General features: G+C 60.7%; 16 protein-coding genes and 1 pseudogene. 8 read left to right on the top strand and 9 right to left on the bottom strand.

Annotation, left to right across the window (positions count from 1 at the left end):
- Positions 1-13: 13 nt before the first annotated feature.
- On the top strand, positions 14-1,063 hold the full coding sequence (locus U5A65_RS22565; RefSeq protein ID WP_321909973.1) for a HoxN/HupN/NixA family nickel/cobalt transporter: 1,050 nt from the start codon (positions 14-16) through the stop codon (positions 1,061-1,063).
- Positions 1,064-1,136: 73 nt separating this feature from the next.
- The gene (locus tag U5A65_RS22570) at positions 1,137-2,174 is read left to right on the top strand and encodes a GlxA family transcriptional regulator (protein ID WP_321909975.1); all 1,038 of its coding nucleotides are present in this window, start codon (positions 1,137-1,139) and stop codon (positions 2,172-2,174) included.
- Between the two features lie 11 nt (positions 2,175-2,185).
- Here the strand turns inward: U5A65_RS22570 and U5A65_RS22575 are convergent, their stop codons facing one another.
- Positions 2,186-2,497 (bottom strand): hypothetical protein, encoded by a 312-nt coding sequence (locus U5A65_RS22575; RefSeq protein WP_321947480.1) that lies wholly within the window; start codon positions 2,495-2,497, stop codon positions 2,186-2,188.
- Between the two features lie 1,360 nt (positions 2,498-3,857).
- Between U5A65_RS22575 and U5A65_RS22580 the strand changes: the two genes are divergently transcribed.
- Genes U5A65_RS22580 through U5A65_RS22595 form a run of 4 tightly spaced genes read left to right on the top strand, consistent with a single transcriptional unit; the run spans position 3,858 to position 10,818 of the window.
- Positions 3,858-7,058, top strand: coding sequence for an efflux RND transporter permease subunit (locus tag U5A65_RS22580; protein ID WP_321947482.1), 3,201 nt, complete (start codon positions 3,858-3,860; stop codon positions 7,056-7,058).
- Positions 7,048-8,262, top strand: a complete 1,215-nt coding sequence (locus U5A65_RS22585) for an efflux RND transporter periplasmic adaptor subunit (RefSeq protein ID WP_321947483.1) — start codon at positions 7,048-7,050, stop codon at positions 8,260-8,262. Before U5A65_RS22580 ends, U5A65_RS22585 begins: the two co-directional genes overlap by 11 nt.
- Positions 8,255-9,766: an efflux transporter outer membrane subunit gene (locus U5A65_RS22590; protein ID WP_321947485.1), complete on the top strand. Its 1,512-nt coding sequence runs from the start codon at positions 8,255-8,257 to the stop codon at positions 9,764-9,766. Before U5A65_RS22585 ends, U5A65_RS22590 begins: the two co-directional genes overlap by 8 nt.
- Positions 9,763-10,818, top strand: a complete 1,056-nt coding sequence (locus U5A65_RS22595; protein WP_321947488.1) for an alpha/beta hydrolase — start codon at positions 9,763-9,765, stop codon at positions 10,816-10,818. The genes U5A65_RS22590 and U5A65_RS22595 overlap by 4 nt, the downstream gene beginning before the upstream one ends.
- A gap of 124 nt (positions 10,819-10,942) precedes the next feature.
- Here U5A65_RS22595 and U5A65_RS22600 read toward each other — a convergent pair whose 3' ends face one another.
- The 8 genes and pseudogenes from U5A65_RS22600 to U5A65_RS22635 form a co-directional block, all read right to left on the bottom strand.
- Positions 10,943-11,878: an SMP-30/gluconolactonase/LRE family protein gene (locus U5A65_RS22600; RefSeq protein WP_321947679.1), complete on the bottom strand. Its 936-nt coding sequence runs from the start codon at positions 11,876-11,878 to the stop codon at positions 10,943-10,945.
- A gap of 31 nt (positions 11,879-11,909) precedes the next feature.
- Entirely contained in the window at positions 11,910-12,764 is an 855-nt protein-coding gene (locus U5A65_RS22605) for an SDR family NAD(P)-dependent oxidoreductase (RefSeq protein WP_321947490.1), read from the bottom strand.
- A gap of 316 nt (positions 12,765-13,080) precedes the next feature.
- Entirely contained in the window at positions 13,081-13,899 is an 819-nt protein-coding gene (locus tag U5A65_RS22610) for a formate/nitrite transporter family protein (RefSeq protein ID WP_321909988.1), read from the bottom strand.
- A 406-nt stretch (positions 13,900-14,305) separates the two neighbouring features.
- The gene (locus U5A65_RS22615; RefSeq protein WP_321909990.1) at positions 14,306-14,623 is read right to left on the bottom strand and encodes a DUF4148 domain-containing protein; all 318 of its coding nucleotides are present in this window, start codon (positions 14,621-14,623) and stop codon (positions 14,306-14,308) included.
- A gap of 355 nt (positions 14,624-14,978) precedes the next feature.
- On the bottom strand, positions 14,979-15,929 hold the full coding sequence (locus U5A65_RS22620; protein ID WP_321947493.1) for an oxidoreductase: 951 nt from the start codon (positions 15,927-15,929) through the stop codon (positions 14,979-14,981).
- 326 nt (positions 15,930-16,255) lie between these two features.
- A complete protein-coding gene (gene hemH, locus U5A65_RS22625; protein ID WP_321947495.1) occupies positions 16,256-17,320 on the bottom strand; it encodes a ferrochelatase in 1,065 nt (354 codons plus the stop codon).
- 230 nt (positions 17,321-17,550) lie between these two features.
- A pseudogene (locus U5A65_RS22630) lies at positions 17,551-19,148 on the bottom strand (methyl-accepting chemotaxis protein).
- Positions 19,149-19,626: 478 nt separating this feature from the next.
- Positions 19,627-20,070, bottom strand: a complete 444-nt coding sequence (locus U5A65_RS22635; RefSeq protein WP_321909993.1) for a hypothetical protein — start codon at positions 20,068-20,070, stop codon at positions 19,627-19,629.
- A gap of 1,384 nt (positions 20,071-21,454) precedes the next feature.
- Here U5A65_RS22635 and U5A65_RS22640 point away from each other — a divergent pair.
- On the top strand, positions 21,455-22,531 hold the full coding sequence (locus tag U5A65_RS22640) for a DMT family transporter (protein ID WP_321936505.1): 1,077 nt from the start codon (positions 21,455-21,457) through the stop codon (positions 22,529-22,531).
- Positions 22,532-22,645: 114 nt separating this feature from the next.
- Positions 22,646-23,038 carry an SRPBCC family protein gene (locus U5A65_RS22645; RefSeq protein ID WP_321947496.1) on the top strand — a complete coding sequence of 131 codons (393 nt, stop codon included), beginning with the start codon at positions 22,646-22,648 and terminating at the stop codon, positions 23,036-23,038.
- The last annotated feature ends 197 nt before the right edge of the window (positions 23,039-23,235 follow it).

The following is a 23,235-nucleotide window of genomic DNA, read 5'->3' on the forward strand; positions in this document are numbered from 1 at the left end:
GAAGGAGACACCCATGAGCCTCGCCACCGAACCGCGGCATCCCAACGCGTCGAACCGCTCGCGCATCGTCGCCATGTACGCCACACTGGCGCTCGTCAACATCCTCGCGTGGAGCTGGGCGCTCATCGTCCTGCGCACGTCGCCCATGCTGCTCGGCACGGCGTTTCTCGCGTACAGCTTCGGCCTGCGCCACGCAATGGACGCCGACCATATCGCCGCGATCGATAACGTGACCCGCAAGCTGATGAACGACGGCAAGCGGCCCGTGACGGTCGGCTTCTATTTCGCGCTCGGCCATTCGCTCACGGTCGTGGTGGGCGCGCTTGTCGTCGCGCTTGCAACCCAGTCGCTTGCGCACCATTTCGAAGCGCTACGCGCAACCGGCGCGACGATCGGCACACTCGTGTCCGCGGTTTTCCTTCTCGCGATCGCAATGCTCAACGTCGTGCTGCTGATCGATCTCGTGCGGGCCTTTCGCAAGGCGCGCCGCGGCGGGATCGGCGACGCGCACAACGACAGCGTTGCCCCCCTTGCGGGCAATCTGCTCGCGCGTATGTTCCGCCCGCTCTTTGGGCTCGTGCGTTCGAGCTGGCTGATGCTTCCGCTCGGCGTTCTCTTCGGCCTGGGCTTCGAAACCGCCACTGAGGTGGCGCTGCTTGGCACCTCGGCCTCGCAGGCTTCGGCCGGCTTCTCGCTCTGGACGATCCTCGCTTTTCCGTGCCTTTTCGCAGCGGGCATGCTTACCGTCGACACGACCGATGGCATCCTCATGCTCGGCGCGTACGGGTGGGCCTTCATCAAGCCTTTGCGCAAGTTGTACTACAACCTGACGATCACGCTGCTATCGACGCTCGTCGCCGCGCTGATCGGGGGCATCGAGGCATTGGGGCTCGCCGCGCAAATGCTCGATCTCTCCGGTCCGTTCTGGCGTTTCGTCGATGCCATCAACGGCAATTTCGGGCTGCTCGGCTACGGGATCGTCGCAATCTTTACGATTGGCTGGCTCGCCTCGGCGATGCTATATAAACTGAAAGACTACGAGCAAGGGGCCTCGCCGGCATGATCCGAAGCCGCCTGGCACGGCCTGGTCCGCGGCCGACCGGCGGCCTTCCTCCCACTGTCTGCGAGTGAGCGCAATGAACCGCATCAAGGTCGGCATGGTGGTATTCCCGGGATTCCAGTTGCTCGATATCGCGGGGCCGCGCGACGCATTCGCCGAGGTCCGGGTCCTGAGCCAGGGAGAATGCGAGTACGAGATCCTCACTGTCGGCACGACGCGCGGTGCGATCCAGTCGTCGAGCGGCATGACGATCGTGCCGGAGCGCACGATTTTCGACGCCTGCCCTGACTTCGACACCGTAATCGTGCCCGGTGGCCTGGGGATCTTCGAGATCTTCGACGACCCGGCGCTCAGCGAATGGCTGCACGCGCATTACCGGCGTGCTCGTCGTGTCTGCGCCATTTGCAACGGCCTTTTCGCTCTGGGCACCGCGGGGCTGCTCGACAACCGCGTGGTCACCACGCATTGGATGGACGTGCCCAGGCTCGCCGCGACCTTTCCGAAATCGCGCATCGAGCCCGATCATATCTATGTGAAGGACGGCGGAATCTACACGACGGCAGGTGTGACAGCGGGGATCGACCTTGCGCTCGCATTGATCGAGGAAGACTACGGACGCGCGATGGCGCTGGATGTCGCGAAGTATCTCATCGTGTACCTGCGGCGAGCCGGTGGCCAGTCCCAGTTCAGCCCGCTGCTGGAATCGCAGGCGGCGCCGCACTCGCAATCCACGTCACTACAGCAATACATTCTCGACAACCTGCAGATCGACCACACGGTCGCTTCGCTCGCCGAGCGCGTGCACATGAGCGCGCGCAATCTCGCTCGAACCTTCAGCAAGGAATGCGGCGTCACGCCCATGATGTTTCTCGCCAATGCGCGCATCGACGCAGCACGGCGCTACCTGGAAGGCACGGATTTGTCCTTGCGCGAGATTGCGAAACGCTGCGGCTTCGACAGCACCGATGCGTTGCGGCGTGTGTTCGCGCGACGCCTGCAGATCAACCCTGCGGACTACCGCGCGCGCTTTCGCTCGGAGCAAGCGACAGGCATATTGCCGCAGAAGCCGGCCAACAGCGTCACGACTGCAAAGCACGTTGCGCGCGGCCGCTAAGACGCGCACTCCTACATCACCGCGCGCGCCGCAACCTCACCGGCATTTTTGACCACGACTGCCCTCGCGCGTATGCGATCCAGTGCGTCATAAGCTGTTACCAGCGCGCCAACCGGAACGTACTGCAGCAACTTGTCGTAAGCCGTCACGAACGGTGCGAACGCCGCCACTCCGCGTTCGTCGAGGCACCATTCTCCGGTCCGCTCGGCCCAATCGAATGAACGCGCGACCGAGCCATCGGCATCGTCTATTTGCTCCTGGCTCGTGATGCAATAGCCCAGTTCGACCATGTACGCGACAAGACACATGACGTCGGCAAGCAAGCGAATGCACGATGCACTCCCCTTGCCGCGCCGCAGAAGATCCAGCGCAATGTGAGCACGCAATGCCGTGGAACTGGACGCGGCCCGGGGAAGCGGCAACAGGCGCGCCTTCGAATGCTGCGCCTGAGCCGAGCGCACGTTGCGCGAAATTCTGTGATTCGTCTTTGCCATAGCCTGCAAATAAATAGCCGGGTTCGCGCATTAAATCAGGCACGCGCTGCGTCTTCCAATTGAATGTGCCTCTCGACGCGATAACGTCCTTCGCCGCCGTCAAGCGGATTGTTTCAGCTTCTCGCGGGACGCACCAGCACGTACTAGATGGAGCCATACTTACCGGGAGGAAACAAATCGCCAGGACCGGCGTGAGCGTCTGCGATGACCTTCAGGCGGGAATGGATTAGCGCGGCGTCAAAGACAACATCGGCATCCACCCCAATGTCTCATACCGTATGATCCGGCCGCGACAAGAGCATCAGGAGCGTTTCCGTTTGACGTCAGCAGGAGCGATGCCGACGTCTGTACCCGGTCCGCCAGCACGCCGCACGTGGCGCAAGGTAGGGGTTCGTCACGTTCAGCAAGCTTGCGTATAGTCTCAAAAAACGCCGCACGCTTCGCATTGGTAATCGTACAAAGGCATTTTTAACTTCCGTTTAAATTGGGTGACCACATCGCCCACAGCGTCACGGAGGCAACCCGGCCGTCCGGGTGTTCTCTACACATTGCCTGGTGCAGCCATTGTCGATCGCGCGGCGCTTGCCATCAACAAATGGAATACGTCGATCTCTGCCAATCCAGCCGCAATTCAAGCAGCCTGGAAACGAACAGAAGGTACCAGACAGAATCATGGTTTCCACAAGGAAACTAAATCAACCATGAGTAACTGTTCTTGAACGTAAAATTCGATGATCTGATAGGCCGTTAATAACTCGTAACAAAACCCTCTCTCAATTCAAGGTGCAATGCGACCTTTGTCCGCACCCTCTTTTACCGCTTCGGTAAGCCACTGTTTTCTCAATAAAAACCACGAAGTCCATGCACGCTGACCGTACACGATCAACTTGTGCAGTCACCTGTTTAGTGCGTCATCCTTACAAAATGCCGCCAGCGAGAAGTTGATCCTTTGTGTACATTCCGGCTTTGTACGTTTGCACGCGCATCAGTCACGAAGGACACACGCACCACAATGCGTCTTCGCTGACGGCTCCCATGAGCTAAAGGATCATGCAGCGGCCGCAAAGAAGGCGTGCCGCTCCCAGCGCGTTGACGAACGCTATCGAAGCCACGTGCGACGTTTGCCGCGAATAGTTCGAACGAACGACGCCCGCTTTTCCCAGTCACTGTGTTTTGCAGGAAAATCCACATGCTCGGCCTGGTACGTATCGCGCTGCGGCGTCCATACACCTTTGTCGTGCTGGCAATCATCATTTTCGTCGTCGGACCGCTGTCCGCGATGAAAACGCCAACCGACATCTTTCCCGATATCCGCATTCCCGTCATCAGCGTCGTGTGGCAATACACAGGGCTGCCACCGGATCAGATGGCCGGCCGAATCACGTCGCCCTTCGAGCGGACGATTACGACCACCGTCAACGACGTCGAACATATCGAAGCCGAATCGGTAGCTGGATTCGGCATTATCAAGATCTTCTTTCAGCCCGGCGTGAACATCGCCACCGCGAATGCGCAGGTGACCGCAGTCGCACAGACGCAGTTGCGGCAATTGCCGGCGGGCACGACGCCGCCGCTGATCCTCAACTACAACGCTTCGACAGTGCCGATCATCCAACTCGCGCTGTCGGGAAAAGGGCTCAGCGAACAGAACCTCGGCGACCTCGGACTTAACCAGTTGCGCCCGCAACTCGTAACGGTTGCGGGCGCGGCGATCCCCTATCCGTTCGGCGGCAAGACGCGCCAGGTCCAGATCGACGTCGATCCGGCGAAACTACAGGCTCGCGGCCTCTCCGCACAGGATGTCGCCAACGCACTGGCGATGCAAAACCTGATCACGCCTGTCGGCACCGCAAAAATGGGTGATCACGAGTACACGCTGCAACTCAACGATGCACCCGCTGCAATACGCGAGCTCGGCGACCTACCGGTGAAGGCCGTGAACGGTACGACAGTCTATATTCGCGACGTTGCCAACGTAACCGACGGCAGCCCGCCGCAGACCAATATCGTGCACGTGAACGGTCGCCGCTCCGTGCTGATGACGGTCCTGAAGAACGGCTCCGTCTCGACGCTCGGGATCATCGCAGGAATCAGGCAGCATCTCGCCGATGCGCGTGCCGCATTGCCGGACAATCTTCAAGTCGCCGCCATTGGCGACCAGTCGTTGTTTGTGCGTGCAGCAATCGGCGGCGTGGCGCGCGAAGCGGTGATCGCTGCGGTGCTGACCAGCCTGATGATCCTGCTATTTCTTGGCAGCTGGCGTTCAACGATCATCATCGCGACATCGATCCCGCTTTCGATTCTCGGCTCCATCGCGGCGCTCTCGGCACTCGGCGAAACGCTGAACATCATGACACTAGGCGGTCTGGCGCTCGCTGTCGGCATTCTTGTCGACGACGCGACCGTGACGATCGAAAACATCAACTGGCACCTCGAACACGGCAAGCCTGTCGAGACCGCGATTCTCGATGGCGCCGCGCAAATCGTCACGCCTGCATTTGTCTCGTTGCTTTGCATCTGCATCGTGTTCGTCCCCATGTTTTTCCTGAACGGCGTGGCGCGCTTTCTCTTTGTACCCATGGCAGAGGCAGTGATCTTCGCGATGGTGTCCTCGTTCATCCTGTCGCGCACGCTGGTCCCGACGATGGCGAACTTCCTGCTGCGCCCCCACGTCGTTGCGCACGGTGAGCATGACAACCGACCGCCCGGCCCGCTGTCACGTTTTCAGAAGGGTTTTGAGGCGCGCTTTGAAAACGTGCGCTCGGGGTATCGCGGACTGCTAGAACTGGCGCTTGCAAATCGCAGGACCTTCGTCGGCTGCTTCCTCGGCTTCGTGTTGCTTTCATTCGCACTCGTGCCATTGCTTGGCCGCAACTTCTTTCCCGCCGTGGACGCAGGCCAGATCCTGCTGCACGTTCGTGCGCCCATCGGCGAGCGCGTCGAAAAGACATCGGAGATCATTGCGGGCGTCGAGGGCGCCGTGCGCCGGATCGTGCCGCCTGCGGAGCTTGGCACCGTGGTCGATAACATTGGCTTGCCGGTAAGCGGCATCAACACCGCGTACAACAACACGGGCATCATCGGTTCCCAGGACGGTGACATCCAGATCGAGCTGAACGAAGGACACAGGCCAACCGCTGAATACGTACGCGAAATGCGCGAACAACTGCCCCGCGAGTTTCCCGGCGTGACGTTCTCGTTCCCCCCAGCGGACATCATCAGCCAGATCCTGAATTTTGGATCACCCGCTCCCATCGACCTGCAAGTGCGCGGCAACAATCTCGCGGGCAACTTCGACTACACGAACCTGCTGCTGCGAGACATTCGCCGGGTGCCGGGCGTTGTTGACGCGCGCATCGAGCAGTCGCGAGCCAGCCCGACATTCAACGTCGATGTCGACCGCACGCGCGCGCAACTGCTCGGCATCACTGAGCGAGACGTGACGAACAGCATGGTTGTGAATCTGGCGGGTTCGAGCCAGGTCGCGCCGACGTTCTGGCTCAATAACGCAAACGGTGTCTCGTACCCGATCGTGATGCAGACGCCCCAATACAGTCTCGATACGCTGTCGTCGTTGCAGAATCTGCCGATCACGTCTTCGACCTCTACGTTGAGCGGCCCACAGATTCTCGGCGGCCTCGCCACGTTCGACCGTACGAGCAGCAACTCGATTGTGAGCCAGTACAACATCCAGCCGATGGTCGAAATCTTCGCGACTACGCAGGACCGTGATCTCGGCGCGGTTGCATCCGATATCCAGAAGGTCGTCGCAAGCCATGCGAAGTCGCTGCCGAAAGGCTCGTCCGTCGCTTTGCTCGGCCAGGTGCAAACAATGAACAGTGCCTTCACCGGTATGCTGTTTGGCCTGATAGGTGCTGTGGCGCTGATCTATCTGCTGATCGTCGTGAACTTTCAGTCGTGGGCCGATCCGTTCGTCATCGTGTCGGCATTGCCGGCAGCGCTCGCCGGCATCGTATGGATGTTGTTCCTCACGCATACCACGCTATCGGTGCCGGCGTTGACGGGCGCAATCATGTGCATGGGTGTCGCGACCGCGAACTCGATTCTCGTCGTGAGCTTTTGCCGCGAACGGCTCGCCGCGCACGGCGACCCGCTCAAGGCCGCACTCGAGGCTGGATTTACGCGCTTTCGGCCGGTGCTCATGACCGCGCTGTCAATGATCATCGGCATGGCGCCAATGGCGCTCGCGCTCGGAGAGGGCGGCGAACAGAACGCGCCACTCGGCCGCGCGGTGATCGGCGGCCTGCTTTTCGCAACGACAGCGTCGCTCTTTTTCGTGCCCGTCGTTTTCTGCATTGTCCACGCGCGCCGCGGGCGCGCGGCTACTCCCGACTCGTTTGCCTCGGAAGGTACCGCTCATGTCGTCTGAACCGATTGAATCCGCCCGCGAGTCCGCTTCCGAGCCCGGCGTCGCACGCAGGCGAGCCCCCCGGCGGCTCGCGGTTGCGACCCTCACGGGCGTCGCGATTGTCGTGGTCGCCGTCGCATCGGGCCTTGTGCTGCGCGCCGCGGATGCGCGCAAGCTGAGGACCTGGACCGATGCACAGGCCGTGCCGACCGTGAGCGTGATCGCGCCTGCACGCGAGGGAAGCGGGCCCGTGCTCACGTTGCCTTCCGAACTGCAGGCTTACTCGCGCGCGCCGATCTTCGCGCGCGTGAGCGGCTATCTAAAGGCGTGGAATGTCGATATCGGCGCGCACGTCAAGGCCGGTCAAACGCTCGCCGAAATCGAAACGCCAGAGCTTGACCAGCAACTCGCACAGGCCAGGGCCGATCTCGACACTGCCAAGGCCAATGCGGCACTGGCGCAGACGACGGCGCAACGCTGGCAGGCAATGCTTGGCACGGACGCGGTCGCCCAGCAGGACGTCGACCAGCGCACGGGCGACTACGCCGCCAAGAAAGCGATCGTCGCCGCCGCGCAGGCCAACGTCGACCGCCTTGTCGCGATGAAAGGCTTCGCCCGCATCGTTGCGCCGTTCGATGGCGTCGTCACCGCGCGTGACACCGACGTCGGCGCACTGATCAACGCGGGCAGCGCAGGCGCGGGGCAGGAACTGTTCGCCGTGTCAGACGTCAAGCAGTTGCGTGTTTATGTGCAGGTGCCGCAGAACTACGTGCCATTGATCCATGAGGGGACGACCGCCACGCTTACCGTGCCTGCCTACCCGGACCAGCCATTCACTGCGAAGGTGATTGCATCGGCCGATGCGGTCAACGCGAATTCGGGCTCGACGCTTGTGCAACTGCTCGTCGGCAACAGCGAAGGCAAGCTGCTGCCTGGAGGGTTCGCGAGCCTGCAGTTCAGGTTGCCCGTCGAAGCGAACGCACTGCGCGTGCCGGCCAGCGCACTGGTGTTCGACAGCCACGGGCTGCGCGTTGCCACGCTCGACCCAGGCGGCCATGTGCGCTTCAAGGACGTAACGATTGCGCGCGATCTGGGCGACGCCGTCGAGATCGGTTCGGGTCTCAAGCCGAGCGACCGTGTGATCGATATGCCGCCCGATGGGCTCGCCAATGGCGACGCCGTCGAAGTCGCGACCGGCAATAGCAAGGTCAGCGTCCATGGCTAAGACTGCAATTCAGCCGCGTGCGCGCTGCTTGCCCTGGGCGTTGCCTGTCTTGTTTGCCGGTGCGGCGCTCGTTGCCGGCTGCTCGCTCGCGCCGGACTACAAGGTGCCGCCCTCGCCAGTCGCTTCGCAATACCGGACGATGGGGCCGTGGGTCGATGCGAAGCCGTCCGACCAGTTGAGCCGCGACGGGTGGTGGAAGATGTACGGCGATACGCAGCTTGACGACCTCGAGGCGCGGCTCATCGCGAACAACACGGATCTGCGCGTTGCGTTCGCGCACTATCAGCAAGCCCAGGCGTTCGTCGAGCAGGTCAGCTCCGGTCTTTTCCCTAGTGTCACAGCGGTCGCGATTCCGCAACGCAACCGGCAATCGGCCACGCGGCCGCTACGCGTCGGCGGCCCGGACTACTACAACTCGGTGACACTTGGCGGCGAGGTGGACTATGACCTCGACCTTTGGGGCCGCGTGCGCGACTCGGTGAAAGCGGGCAAGGACGAGGCAGAAGCTACGAAGGACGATCTCACGTCTGTGCAACTGAGCCTCGAAGTCGAGCTTGCCGACAGCTACGTCAAGCTGCGCGGCCTCGATCAACAGACGCAGCTCCTGCAAGAGACGGTGGTAGCTTATGCGAAGGCGCTCCAGCTGACCCAAACGCTCCATGGAGGCGGGATCGTCCCGGGTCTCGACGTATCGCGAGCGCAGGCACAGTTGTCGTCCACGCAATCGATGCTGTCGCAAAACCTGGCGCAACGCGCGCTGCGCGAACACGCGATTGCGGTGCTGGTCGGGGCGTCGGCATCCGAGTTCACACTGCCTGAAGAAACCGCGTCGCTTTCGTTGCCCTCGATCCCGGTCGGCGTGCCTTCCGCGTTGTTGCAACGGCGGCCGGACATCGCCGCTGCGGAGCGACGCGTGGCCGAGGCGAACGAGAAAATCGGCGTCGCGCGCGCCGCGTACTTTCCATCGATTACGCTGAGTGCGCAGGCCGGCCTGCAAAGCGCCGCCTATGCGGGCCTCTTCAGTGCACCTAATCTCTTCTGGACGGTGGGTCCGCAGCTTGTCCAATACGTGTTCGACGGCGGCTTGCGACGCGGGCAACTCGATGCCGCAAAGGCCGCAATGGACGCGTCGGGCGCGATCTATCGGGGTATCGTCTTGTCCGCCTTCCAGCAGGTCGAAGACAACCTGTCGCTGCTGTCGGATCTCGGCACTGCGCTGGGCCAGCAACGCGACGCGGCGCAGGCCGCACAACATGCGGTGGACCTGGCGCTGACGCAATATCGGCACGGCGCCATCGGCTATCTCGACGTGGTGACGGCTCAGACCATGGCGCTCGACGCACAGCGCGCCCTGCTCGATATTCAGACCCAACAGTTGAGCGCGAACGTGCAGTTGATCCACGCTGTCGGTGGTGGATGGTCGGCTGATGCCCTTGCGCAGACCGACGCGTCGCCATCGGCGGGCACATTTCCCATGACGTCATCTCAAGGCAATACAGAATGAAGCTCACGAAATTTATTTTGCTGGCGTGCGCCGCGTTTGCTGCTGTTTCAGGCGTCGCGCACGCCGACAGCGTTGCGCTCACACCGCGGCAGGTCCCCGCGAAAACCGTGCCCGTACCGGACGATGTCAGCCCCGAGCTGCAAAAGCTCATCGCAGCGCCCTACAACCCCAACTGGAACGCCCAGTGGACAACAGGCGACGAGTGGAGAAAAGCCGCGAACATCCAGGCCGCCGCGGTCCTGAAAAACATCCCGGCCATGCAGGAGCGCCTCGGCGTAACGGTGCAGCCGACGACGATCGGCGGCGTCCGGGCATATATCGTGACGCCCGACGACATCCCGCCCGAACATCGCGACAAGGTGCTCGTCCACATTCATGGCGGGTGTTATGAGTTGTACCCGGGAGAATCCGGTACGACCGAAGCCATGATCATGGCCGGCCTCGGACATTACCGCGTGATTTCGGTGGACTACCGCATGCCGCCCGAGGCGTATTTTCCGGCGGCGCTCGACGACGTCGAAACAGTCTATAAATCGGTATTGAGCACACACGACTCGAAGAACGTGGGCGTTTTCGGAACATCGGCTGGTGGCGCGCTGGTGCTCGAACTGATGCTGCGGTTAAAATACGACGGACTCCCAGTGCCTGGCGCGATAGCCCCAGGCACGCCGATGTCGGACCTCACGAAGGTTGGCGATTCGTTCTACACGAATGAGAAAGTGGACAACGTGCTGGTGTCGCGCAACGGATTCTGCCAGGCCGCGGCGGACGTGTACGCGCACGGCCATGACCTGAAGGACCCGCTCCTCTCCCCGGTATATGGCGACATGCATGGATTTCCACCAGCCATCCTGACTACGGGGACTCGGGACCTGCTGCTCAGCAACACCGTCCGCGTGCACCAGAAGCTCCAGCAGTCCGGGGTCGAAGCGCAGCTCGAGGTTTTTGACGGAATGTCACATGCACAATATCAAATGGATGACCGCGTGCCGGAGGCAAGAGCGGCGTTCGCTGAAATCACCCAGTTCTTCGACAAGCACTTGGGCCATTGACAGGCAAGCGGCGCGAACCGCGCCATGCACGATCTGCGGGAGATTTTCAATCTCTCCGCAGATTGATTCGCATTGCGAATTTTCTCGGATCTTGCGAATGATCCGCCCGCGTCGCCAGCGGCGGCTAGCGCACTACCGCCGGCGCTGCATCGACATATAGCGCGTAGAGCGATTGGCCCGCCGCCATGAACAGCCGGTTGTGCGCCGCCCCGCCGAAGCAGAGATTGGCGCATCGTTCGGGAAGTGCAATACGGCCGATGGCGTCGCCGTCGGGCGCAAATATCATGACCCCATTGAGCCCGGCGCCGGTGCCCCAGCCTGCCCAAAGATTGCCATCGACATCGCAACGAAAGCCGTCTGGCGCGCCGTTCTCGCCCGCATCGACGAAGACCCGGCCGTTTCTCAAATGCTTCCCGTCGACGACCTCGTAGACACGGATGCGCCGCGGCTTCGAGCCCGATTCGACGATATAGAGCCGTTGTTCGTCGGGCGAGAAACATAATCCATTGGGATTGACGATGTCGTCGGCGACGATCTCGCAGCGCCCGGTGGCCGCATCGAGGCGATAGACATGCGTCGGCAATTCGCGCTCCGCCTTCCTGCCTTCGTAGTTCGTCGTGATGCCGAAGTCCGGGTCGGTAAACCAGATGCTGTCATCGCTCTTGACCACCACGTCGTTGGGCGAATTCAGCCGCTTGCCTTCGAAGCGGTCGGCGAGCACCGTTATCGACCCGTCGTACTCGGTGCGCGTTACCCGCCGCTCACCATGTTCGCACGTGACAAGTCGCCCCTGTCGATCACGCGTATTGCCATTGGCGTATCCGGAGGGCTTGCGAAATACCGACACAGCGCCGGTTTCATCGTCCCATCGCAGGATGCGGTTATTTGGAATATCGCTCCACAACAGGTAGCGCCCGTCGCCGAACCATACGGGCCCTTCACCCCAACGCATGCCAGTGGCGAGTCGCTCGACCGCGGCGTTCGTGATTCGGTACTTTCTGAAACGCGGGTCGAGCACCTCGACCGCGGGGTCCGGATAGGTTTGACTGGGCTGCCACATAGCGCTTCGCCTCGTGGTATTCAGCGCGCCTTTAGCGCGGCTGTTTGATAAAGGCTTCGAACGCCGCCGCATAGTCCGGATGCCAGCGCGACAAGGCTGGCCGGTTTTCGACGATATCCCCGACGGCCCATAGCATGCGGCGCTCGTCGAGAGAGCGCGGCACGTCGTTGTCCGGGCACAAAATATAGAAGTCGCCGGCTTCGAGCCGCTCAAGCAAGAAGTCGACCGTTTGCTCGGGTGTCCACGCCGCGGCAGGTTTTTCCGTTCGGCCGTTGCGAGTCAGCTCGGTAAACACGAAGCCAGGAATAAGCAAATGCGCGCTGATCTTGCACCCGGGGGTATTGCGGAGTTCGTGCTGCAACGCTTCGGTGAAAGCCTTCAGCCCGGCCTTCGAGACGTTGTACGCCGGGTCGCCGGGCGGCGTCGTGATGCCTTGCTTCGAGCCGGTATTGATGACGAGCCCCGGCCGGCCGCGCTTGATCATGTCGGGCACAAAAACCTGCGTGCCGTGAATGGCGCCCCATAGGTTGACGCCCAGCACGCGGGTCCAGGCTTCGGCGGGACCGAACATGCCACTGCCCGGTTGAATGCCGGCGTTGTTCATCAGCACGTCAGTGCCACCGAATCGTTCGGTAACGGCCGCGTGAAGACGGCGCACGTCGTCGAGGAGACTCACGTCCGTTTCGAGTCCAAACACGTCCTGCGCGCCATGCGCGCTCAGCCCGGCGACTTCTTCCACGGCACGTGCAATTCGATCGGCGCCGCGGTCCGCGATGCAAACGCGAAGGCCAAGTGCGGCAAACTGCTTTGCCGCCGCGAGGCCTATGCCCGCCGCGCCACCCGTGACGACGGCGACGGCTCCCTTGGTCAAAGCAGAATAAGACATGGTGTGGGTCCTTGCTCTGTGAATCGAGGTGTCTGCGCAAGCGCCGCAGCGCCCCGATGAGATTTGGAGGTATGCCAACGGAGCGCGCTTTTTGCGTCGGCGCTGGGCGTCCTTACAGCAGTACGAGCCCCCAGGCGATTATTTCAGCTTCCGCGTCCATGCACCAGAAGACACCGCTCGGGTACCTGCTTTCCGCCCGGAAACGTACGCGCAGTACGCGAACACATAGCGAAGCCATGATGGCCTCATCCTGCTTCCGAATATCTTTCAGACGTAACGCCGCGTATGAAAGTCGGGGAGCACTTCGGGCCGCCGATCAGCTCTTCCCGACGTGTACGCCGGTTGACGATGCGGAAACTTTCGACGGCTGGCGCGCGCCATCATCCTGAAGCCAATAGCCAAGGCCCATGAAAACCGCACCGCCGGCCAGGTTGCCCAGCGTGACGAACACTTCATTGTGCACTGCGCCGGCAAAGGTGATATCGGCCGGATGGTCAGCCATCAGTGCAAGCGAGAACACGAACATGTTGGCAACGCTGTGCTCGAATCCGCTCGCAACAAACGCGAATATCGGCCAGAAGATCAGGCCCAGTTTCGCGGCGTCATTTTCGGTGCGGGCAGCCATCCAGATTGCAAGGCAAACAAGCCAGTTGCACAGCAGCCCCCTTGCGAACAATTGCTCGCCCGAGGCCGACATCTTCGCGAGGACCACCTTGTAGAAAGCGCCGGATCCGTCGGTCAGCAAAACGCCGCCGCCTGCCGCGTGCAGAATCGCCGCAAGTGTCACTGCCCCAATCAGATTGCCGATCCAGCAAATCGCCCAAACCGTCACCATGCCGCCAACGCCGCTTTCCCCGCGCAATACGGCCAGCGGCATATACATCGCGGTGCCGGTGAAGAGGTCCGAGCCCGCGAATACAACAATCGTCAGTGCGCTGGCGAACACCGCACCCATGATCAAGTGGACATAGGCAGGGTCGACATGCGACCCAACTGAAAACATCAGAATGTCGCCGAACCCGATGTAGGCACCCGCCATCGCCGAGCCAATCAGAAATGCTAGTGGTGTCCGCGCGATCGCCGACACCTTTCGTGCGCCGACGCGAGCGAATTGATCGATGCTGTCCGTGTACATCACTGCCTCAAAAGTGTGAATGGAACACGATCCTGGAAAGCTTTCGAAGCTAACAAGCCAGGCGTCATGTCGATACACGTGCGCGACGAAACGCCGCGCGCCGTGTCGGAATTATTATTCACACTGGATGGCCGCACGATAACGGCACGATTACGAAATTGACATCTGTGCGCCGCGCTGCGCGTAAATACGCGCCCTTCGCGTAACGCGTCGTGGTCCGGCATAGCCAATGCCATCCTCTCGCCATTCGCGCGTCAGTTACCGGCCACGTTTTCGCCACGCTGCTTCTATACACTCCTCAAGAACAACGGCGACGATGTTCGTCCAATCCAATTCTTGTTTCGCGGAGAATTTGATTCACGAACATCGAGGCTGCGCAAGCCGTGCCGACTCGCGGCCATTCACCTCAATGATGGCGGTAAAGCATTTGCTCCGTTGTTGATCCGACACTCGCTTCATCAGGTGCGCCGCTCACGCTCGTGCCGGCTGCGACGCCGCCAGAGTCATTCGATGTCGCGACTTTCGCCTCCGCTGCCTGAATGTCCGCAGGGTACTGATTCCGGAGTGGACGATAGCCCGCTTGCTGGAGGCGAACGAGATCGGCACTGACCTCGCTGCGCGTAATGGGAGCGCTGTCCGCTTGTGCAGATGGCGTTTGCCCAAAGGCAAAGACCGGAATGCTCAGTACACCCGAGATTAAAGCGAGTTTAAAGAACGATTTCATGATGCTAATCCTTACTCAGTGGATAAACGGTTCGGGTGTCTGCTGTGCCGCCCTTTCGGGTCCGTGCGACACTCATCGATCGCGAACGCCCAAGGCATTCTGCGACTTCGCTACCAACCGAAATATGTCGGGCAGGTTACAAATTTGTCATCTTTCGCCCGAGCGCACCACCGACCAGGGGCGCAATCTGAAACGATCGCACGCTTTTGATTAGCTAACCGAATTAAATTATCAGCGTTCGGCCATACTGCACCCAGTTTCCGAGTGCAGGCTGCTTTTGCCGGCGATATAAGATCGAGGGCGCCATTTGCTCGAATCGTTCGCTCGATGCGCCGCCAGAATTGAAGAGACAGTACTATGCGGCAGTCAAGGCAGCAGCCAACGTCTCGCACGCCTGCCAGAGCCGCCGTGCTTCGTCTTCGTCTTTCGCCTGAGCGGCGATCTTTGCCGGCCCCACCCGTTCGCCCCGTGCCTCGAAGAGGCCAAGCGGGCCATAGTAGCCACCGTCGACTACATCAGACGCCGTCGCGGCATAGAGCGTCGGCAGCGCGCCGGCGACGTCGCTATTCAGGACGGCGCCGATAAAAGCGCCGAGCGCGGCGCGCGCGGCGTGGCCAGCGGAGGAATGGCTGCCGCTGCGAAACAAATTCGTGTTCGCAACGCCGGGATGAGCGGCAACCGACATGACGCGCGATCCGGCAGCGCGAAGACGCCGGTTGAGTTCTAACGCGAACATGAGGTTGGCGAGCTTCGACTGCCTGTAGGCGACCATGGGTCGGTAGCTTCGCGTTGCCTGAAGGTCGTCGAAGTCGAGCCGGCCCTGCTTGTGTGCGATCGAAGCAATTGTCACCACGCGCGGTCGTTCCCTCGAGTTGGCCGCCGTGGTTTGGAGCGCCGGAAGGAGCAGTTTGGTCAGCACGAAATGCCCAAGTACGTTGGTGCCGAATTGCAGTTCCAGGCCGTCTGCGGTTTCTAGCCGCCGAGGTGGCGCCATCACGCCCGCATTGTTGACGAGCAGATCTATCGGCTTACATGACGCCTTCTCGCGGTCTGCAAAGGCGCGCACGGATGCGAGGCAGGCAAGATCGAGCGGCGCAAGCTCCGCCTGGGCTCCTGGCACCTCTCCCCGCAGACAAGCGAGCGCTTCTGCGCCGCGCCGCTCATCGCGGCACGCGAGCACGACCTCGGCGCCACGTCGAGCCAGGATTGCGGCGGTCTGATAACCGATGCCACTGTTTGCACCAGTGATGACAACGCGCCGGCCCGTTTGGGGCGGGATGTCATCGAGATTCCACGGTTTGCTCATGGTCGTTGCGGGCCGTGCATGCCAAAGGCGATGGGGGAAGTCAGTCGGGATCAGGACATCTCAACGTGTCAATCTCCGATCTGGTTGACGATCGTCTGACTATGCACCGACACAACGATGATGCCTGCATCGCCGTGTCAGCGCTAGCGAGGCTCGCGTGCTGTTTCGAGCAGAAACCATAAACGTTGCTCGACCTGATCGATCCAATCCTCGATCATACTCGTGGTCGCTACGTCTGTGTTTTCGCTGCAGACCTCGTGCAAAGCACGAAGATAGGCGACAAGCTTAAGGTTGTCTTCCTGCAGTATCAAGGTTGAGCGAACCCTTCAAATATCGGCATAAGCGTTTTCCAACAGCCACCCACGGAGGTTATCCAACGCCAGCGTCGCGACTGCGGAAATGAATGGCTCTGAATCGTTCAAACATTCGATGCGATGAAACACCTTGCCTCCGGCGTTGAGGAATAGATCGCGTCCCTCCATGCCGATCTCCTCGATCGTCTCGACGCAGTCAGCGGTAAATCCCGGACAGAACACGTCCACTCTGTGTGTGTTCATGGCACCGAGCTGGTCGAGGACTTCTGCTGTATGTGGGCTTATCCACGCTTGCCGGCCAAATTCCGATTGAAAGGTAATCCGATAGTTCAACGGACCGAGGCCCAGCGAAGTTGCGAGACGCTTTCCCGTTGCCTGACATTGGGCATAGTATGGGTCGCCTCTTTCGACTACCGACACAGGAAGTCCGTGGAAGCTCAATATCAATTGATCGCCGCCCTCGAAACTGGGACGACCTGCACTTTTCCAGTAGAGCTGTATCGTGCGTACCATCGCTTCGATATATCCAGGCTCGAGGTGAAATCCGTTCACCATCCTGACCTCAGGCGGGTTCCTCATTGCTGCGAGCGTACCGGCAACCTTGTCGAGTGCCGTAGCAGTTGTTGCCGCAGCATACTGCGGGTACATGGGCAGAATCAGAATCTGCGACACACCCATCGCAGTGAATTTCTGGATCTCGTCTTCGATGCTCGGGTTCCCGTAACGCATGGCGAACCCAACCGTAACGTCAACGTCTCGCAGCGAAAACCACTCCGCCAAGGCGGCGGCCTGGCGTTCGGTAAAGACTCTCAGCGGAGAACCCTCGGGCAGCCAGACCGATTCGTATTTCCGGGCTGAGGCCCGGCTCCGCAATGGCACCACCGCACCGCGAAGAACGGGTTGCCAGATCCATTGCGGAAGCTCGACTACTCGCGGATCCGATAGAAACTCTTTGAGATAACGGCCTACATGCCGGGGTATCGGTGAATCTGGCGTCCCGAGATTGATCAGCAGGATGCCGGTCTTGCTCCCTGCACTACCCCGATCGATATGTAAGGAAGAAGCATCGACTAACATTTCACGGGCCCTCGTTCTGATCGATACGATGCGCTCAATAGTGAGCGCTGCCTATCCGCTATTCGTGCGGTCAATCATTCACGGTTACGAACAACGAACTGTGCTCTTTCTTGCAGAGTCATGCTGATGCGAATGCCTTGTGAGCTCTGATCGACGGCCCATCGTCGCCTCGACTTGGGCCGCGGTGCGGGACACATCGCGTCTGGAACGGGCGGCGCTCAGGAACCCTCCTAAGCCGCCAAGCGAGTGTGCGCCCCCCTCTCCGTGGTGCTTGCGTCGCTTTGGATCTCCAGTCTGAAGATCGAAACGGCGGCTTTCAAGTCGTTCGTTTGAGACTCAAGCGCACCGGCGGCCGCGGCAGCCTGTTCGACCAGGGCCGCGTTCTGCTGCGTGACTTCGTCCATCTGCGTAACGGCCCGGTTGACCTGGCCGATGCCCTTGCTCTGTTCCTGTGAGGCGGCGGTGATTTCACTCATGATGTCTGTCACGCGCTGGATCTCGTCAGTGATCGCGCGCATCTTCGCACCTGCATCCCGTACATGGCCGGCACCTGCCTGCACCCGTTCCACGGAATCGTGGATCAACTCCTTGATTTCCTTGGACGCCGCAGAGGAACGCTGCGCTAGCGATCGCACTTCCGAGGCCACGACGGCAAAACCCCGCCCCTGCTCGCCCGCGCGCGCAGCTTCGACGGCCGCGTTCAGCGCGAGAATGTTAGTCTGGAAGGCAATACTTTCAATGATGCCGACGATGGTGGCAATCTTGTCTGAGCTGGCATTGATGCCTTCCATGGTTTCCACCACGCGTGCCACGACGACACCGCCCTGCTCAGCCACCTGAGCGGCCTGCGCGGCGAGCTGGTTGGCTTGAGAAGCATTGTCAGCGTTCTGCGTGACAGCCGACGTCAGCTCCTCCATGCTGGACGCGGTTTCCTCGAGCGAAGCGGCCTGCTCTTCTGTGCGTTGCGACAGGTCCTGGTTGCCCGGCGCAATCTGGTGGCTGGCTGTGGCAATCGAGTCGGCCGATGTCTTGATCGCGCCGATCGTTTGCGTGAGCTGTTCCTGCATGCGCTTCATTGAAAACAACAAACTCGAGTGGTCATCCGGTGCCGTCTTCACCACGGCAGTCAGATCGTTACAGGCGATCTGATTGGCAATTTCGGCGGCATAGGATGGCTCGCCGCCCAGTGACCGGAGGATACCGCGATTGAGGAGGACCACAACAGCCGATAAAACAACTGCCAATACCACCACAATCCCAAGGCTCTGATAAAGCGATGCGCGAAATGCCGTGTCCAGGTCGTCGACATAAAGCCCCGTCATAAGAATCCAGTCCCACGGCTGATAGGTCACGCTGTAGGCGATTTTCGCCGAGGCATCGGTCGCCCCCGGCTTCGGGCCGCTGAACGCGGTAAAAGCCTTGCCGTCACGCTTGATGGCAGCAACGATATCCCGGAAGATGTAGACACCGTTCGGGTCCTTGTAGTCATCGACTCCCTTGCCAATCAAATCGGCGTTCGTCGGATGCATCAGGACCCGTGGCTCTGAGTTGACGATCACGAAATAGCCGTCCTCGCCGTACCGCATGTTCCGGATACGTTCCAGTGCCCGCTTTTGGGTTCCGCTAACGGCATTGCACCAGCGGCCGCCTGGTCGCCAGACGTCTTGACGACACTCAGCGCGATCTCTGATGCGTGTATCAGGTCGGCCTTGCGCTCCTCCAGCCGCATTTCTCTCGTCTGGTAAGCGTTATAGATCGATATTCCGGCGAGACAGAGCAGGCTAAGGATAAACGGCAGCCAGAGCCTCTGGACAAACGACAGCTTCATATCGGTATATCCCTTGCATTGAACAAATTACGAGCAGACGAATTTGCCGACCATTCAGGTGTATGACGGCCGCCGCGGCAAGCCGCTAGTGCCAACCACTTATTCTTTGACGCGAAGCTAAAACGTTGTGCCATCAGACGGCAATACATACAAGTCATGACAAGTCGGCAATGAGCCAAGAACACATTGGAGTGAATGTTTATCGGTTCAAACCCGCCGGACTTTATTCGAAAATGCGCAATCAACGAATGACCGAAATGAGGCCGCTGGAGCGGTAGGACACCTCGCACTACGGGCGTCCCCGCAGTAATGGTCCTGTTACTGGCGAACAGCGGTAGGGGCGAGCGCTTCAAGGGTCCGTTTTCCCGCTGCTCTGCTGTGCAGCGCAAAGACGAATCGCTCGGCGAGTTCGCCGAGGCGGCACTGCGCGAAGGTAGGCTATCGTGTGGAAGCGGCATTAAGCCAGGCAGCGCGCCTTTTACTTCTCACGCCGTAACGCTTGAATGCTCTCCATGCAGGCCTCGTACCCGTTTTTATCGTCCGTTTTCATTTGCTTGAGGTCCGCCAAAACTGCCTCGAATCGCTCTTTCCGGCTGTCGGTCTTGATGTCCGCGATTTTCTGCCGCATCTTCGCAAAGGCGCCAAACGCTTCGTCTTCTGGAGGTGCGCCATTGATGATTGCTTCAACAACGTCCTCGACCCGACCCAATTGCTGCCCATAGCTGACTTCACTCACAATTGCCCGCTCGGCCGCTGGATTCCTGGAATTCTTCTCATTGATTACAAGCCCGTTAAAGGTCCATGGATTGATAGATTGCTGAAGGTGCTTGGGCGCGTAGGAAAAGGAGTCAGCAATCTCCTTCATCCAAACGAGGAAAAACATCGGCCACGCGCCTCCGTTCTCCGACTTCATTGAAGTCATATAACCTCCGACGTCGTTGCTGAGCGCATGGCTTGATTGCCGACGCCCCTCACTCCGTGACGAACCACAAAAAGCAGAGGCAGATTTTCGTGCCTCTTGTCGGCTTCGGCTATTTGAAACGTCCAAATAGCAGGCAACTGTGCGGAACCGCACATTCGATAGGTGCGATTGGATGGGCGTGGAGACTGTGCGAGATACGCGGCGAGAAGAGCAGGTCTATGGATGCCACTACCACCCTAGCAAAACTCGAAGCCGCTCCAACAACCAATCTGTTTCCACAACGGTCGTCCATTCCTTACCTTCAATAGCGCGTCGCACGCGCCTGAGCGTAACGTCACTTGAATTCCCGGGAAATTTCTCGGCGTCCCTGAGCGTTTTAGATACCAACTGCCGCGCGAGGTCTTCGCAAACGTCCCATCGCTCATATCTTTCTCGCGCCGTCATCCCCACGAAAACTCGACCGGCGATTCTCCGCGCGGCAAGCTTCAGTTGCGCCCCTGCCAATGACGCGGGCGTAGTGTCGCCTGGAAAGTCATCCGGTATTTGCGCGCTTATGAGCACGCTGCCTACACGGGTGCATGCCAGCGAACACCGGTCAATTTCGCACCTCTGCGCTCTCAATTTGCCTACGTGAACGGTCGCGACTGGACTTGCTGATCGTCTTGCTCGCCGATTCGTTATCGGACATCGGGATTGCTTCCAATAACCTCAGGATTGCCGAGTTAGATGCGCTTGTATCGCGCAAAAAACCTCCTCGCCATCGTTCGACGCTTGCTCGCGAAAAGGCAGGTCACGGCATCTTGCCCCCGAAACCGGCGAAGTGATGGGCGAGCCTGTTGAACTGTTAGCAAGGAAGTGGCCGCAGGAGCCCTTGGCCGGCGGCTTGGAGAGGCTTACGGTCGAGCAATGGGTGTCAGCCGGCGAGTGATCGACTGCCTAAGCAGCTCAAGCAGCCGTCTCTAGCAAACGGCAGATGGTTTGCACCAACTTGAAGCACGGCGCAAATCACTCACTATATCGCCGAGAGTACATCGATAGCTTAATAGCATTGCAATTGTGCGACGCACCATGAACTTCACCCTCGCTGCGAGCTTTCTTGTCACCGAACTGCGGATTTCTGTTCGCGTCAGATCCCGATGCCAGGGACGTCAAATCCGGCATATTTTGCAGGCTTCGGTAAGTAATGTACCTTTCATAAAGACTACGGACTTATCTGATGACCACCGATCCGTGTCAACCTCAAAACACGGCGCAAATAAGCAAGAATCGACGTTTATATCCTGCCCAAGTTAATGATTTATGGTTCCCCGACCATCTAGCACGCTTGCGCGCCCATCGCGCTTCTCCTACGCTTTTTTCGTCGTCTTTCCGCTTCGAGCCTGCGATGAAGTCCCATCGGCACACCATCTTCACGGCGCTGCTCGCCGCCGCCCTGTTCGGCATCACCACGCCGCTCGCCAAGGCGCTGCTCGGCAGCGTGTCGCCGTTCATGCTCGCGGGGCTCTTCTATCTCGGCAGCGGCTCGGGCCTCGCGGTCGTCCTGCTGTTGCGCCGACTCTCGGCGCGCCGTGGCGACTCGGCACCCGCACACGATCCGCTTCGCCTCGCCGAATTGCCGTGGCTCGCCGGCGCGATCGCCGCGGGCGGCGTGGCGGCTCCCGCCCTGCTCATGCTCGGCCTGAACACCACGCCCGCCGCCACGAGCGCGCTGCTGCTGAACCTGGAAGGCGTGCTGACGGCGCTCATCGCATGGGTCTGCTTTCGCGAAAACTTCGATGCGCAGATTGCGCTAGGCATGCTGGCGATCGTGGCGGGCGGCGTGCTGCTCTCCTGGCCCGGCGCGGTGTCCGGCGTTGCGGCGGGCATCGCGCCTGGCTCGCTGCTCGTCGCGCTGGCGTGCCTGTGCTGGGCCATCGACAACAACCTCACCCGCAAGGTCTCGACCAACGACGCGATGGTCGTCGCTTGCACCAAAGGGCTCGTGGCCGGTCCGGTGAATATCGGCATTGCGCTCGCCGCGGGTGCGCACTGGCCCGCGTGGCAGGCAACCGGCGGCGCCATGGCCGTGGGGTTCGCGGGCTATGGCGTGAGCCTCGTGCTCTTCGTCGTCTCACTGCGCCATCTCGGCACGGCGCGCACCGGCGCCTACTTCTCCGTGGCGCCACTCTTCGGCGTGGCACTTTCCTTGCTGCTGTGGCCGGAGCGCCCGGCGCTCGCTTTCTGGCTCGCGCTCGCGCTCATGGCGTTCGGCGTCTGGCTGCATGTGCGCGAGCGGCATGACCACACGCACACGCACGAGCCGCTCGAACACACCCACGCTCACCGGCACGACGAACACCATCAGCACGAGCACGATTTCGCGTGGGACGGCACGGAGCCGCACACGCATGCGCACCGTCACGCGCCGATCACGCATAGCCACGCGCACTACCCCGACGTGCACCATCGGCACGCACATTGACGGCGGGACGAGTCGCCGCCGCATCGATCTGAAAGCGACGTCAAGATTTCCCAGGACCACCGCGCTTTGCGCGCGCACGATGCACTCGTCATAAAAACGAAGGAGGCAAGTGCCATGGCTACCGTCTACCGGGACATTCTCGTTGAAGCCGCGGCGGATGACGTATGGGCCGCGCTGCGCGATCCCGCCAACGTCGCACACGTATTCGCCGGCGTGCTGACCGAGGCGCGCATGGAAAACGAGATACGCTGGGTCACGTTTGCCAACGGCACGGTGATCGAAGAACGCGTGATAGGCGTGGACGACGCGCACATGCGCCTCGCCTACACCGTGGGCGGCGGACGATTCGAGCATCATCACGCGACGCTCCAGGTGATGCCGGATTCGCCGCAACGTTGCCGCGTGGTCTGGATCAGCGACTTCAAGCCCGACGAGCGGATACAGATGGTCGAGCCGCTCACGGATGCGGGTTGCGAGGCGCTCAGGCGCAATCTCGCCCGGCGATAGGAGTGGGCCGGTTAGCCGTCGTCGCGGCCACGGCGCGCGCCTGGCGTTTGCGCCGCGCGCCCTGGAGACGGGTGTCATGCACGCCAATGGCGGATGTTTTCCAGTTGCGCGGGCCAAATTCGAGCGCGGTGGCCGGGTTAGGCAGTTAGTTGCGTAAATGAAAATTCGCCAAGCTTGCGCGAGTCCGGTCCAGCGGC

Origin of the sequence: Paraburkholderia sp. J10-1, assembly GCF_905220165.1 — a bacterium.
Taxonomy (GTDB): Bacteria; Pseudomonadota; Gammaproteobacteria; order Burkholderiales; family Burkholderiaceae; genus Paraburkholderia.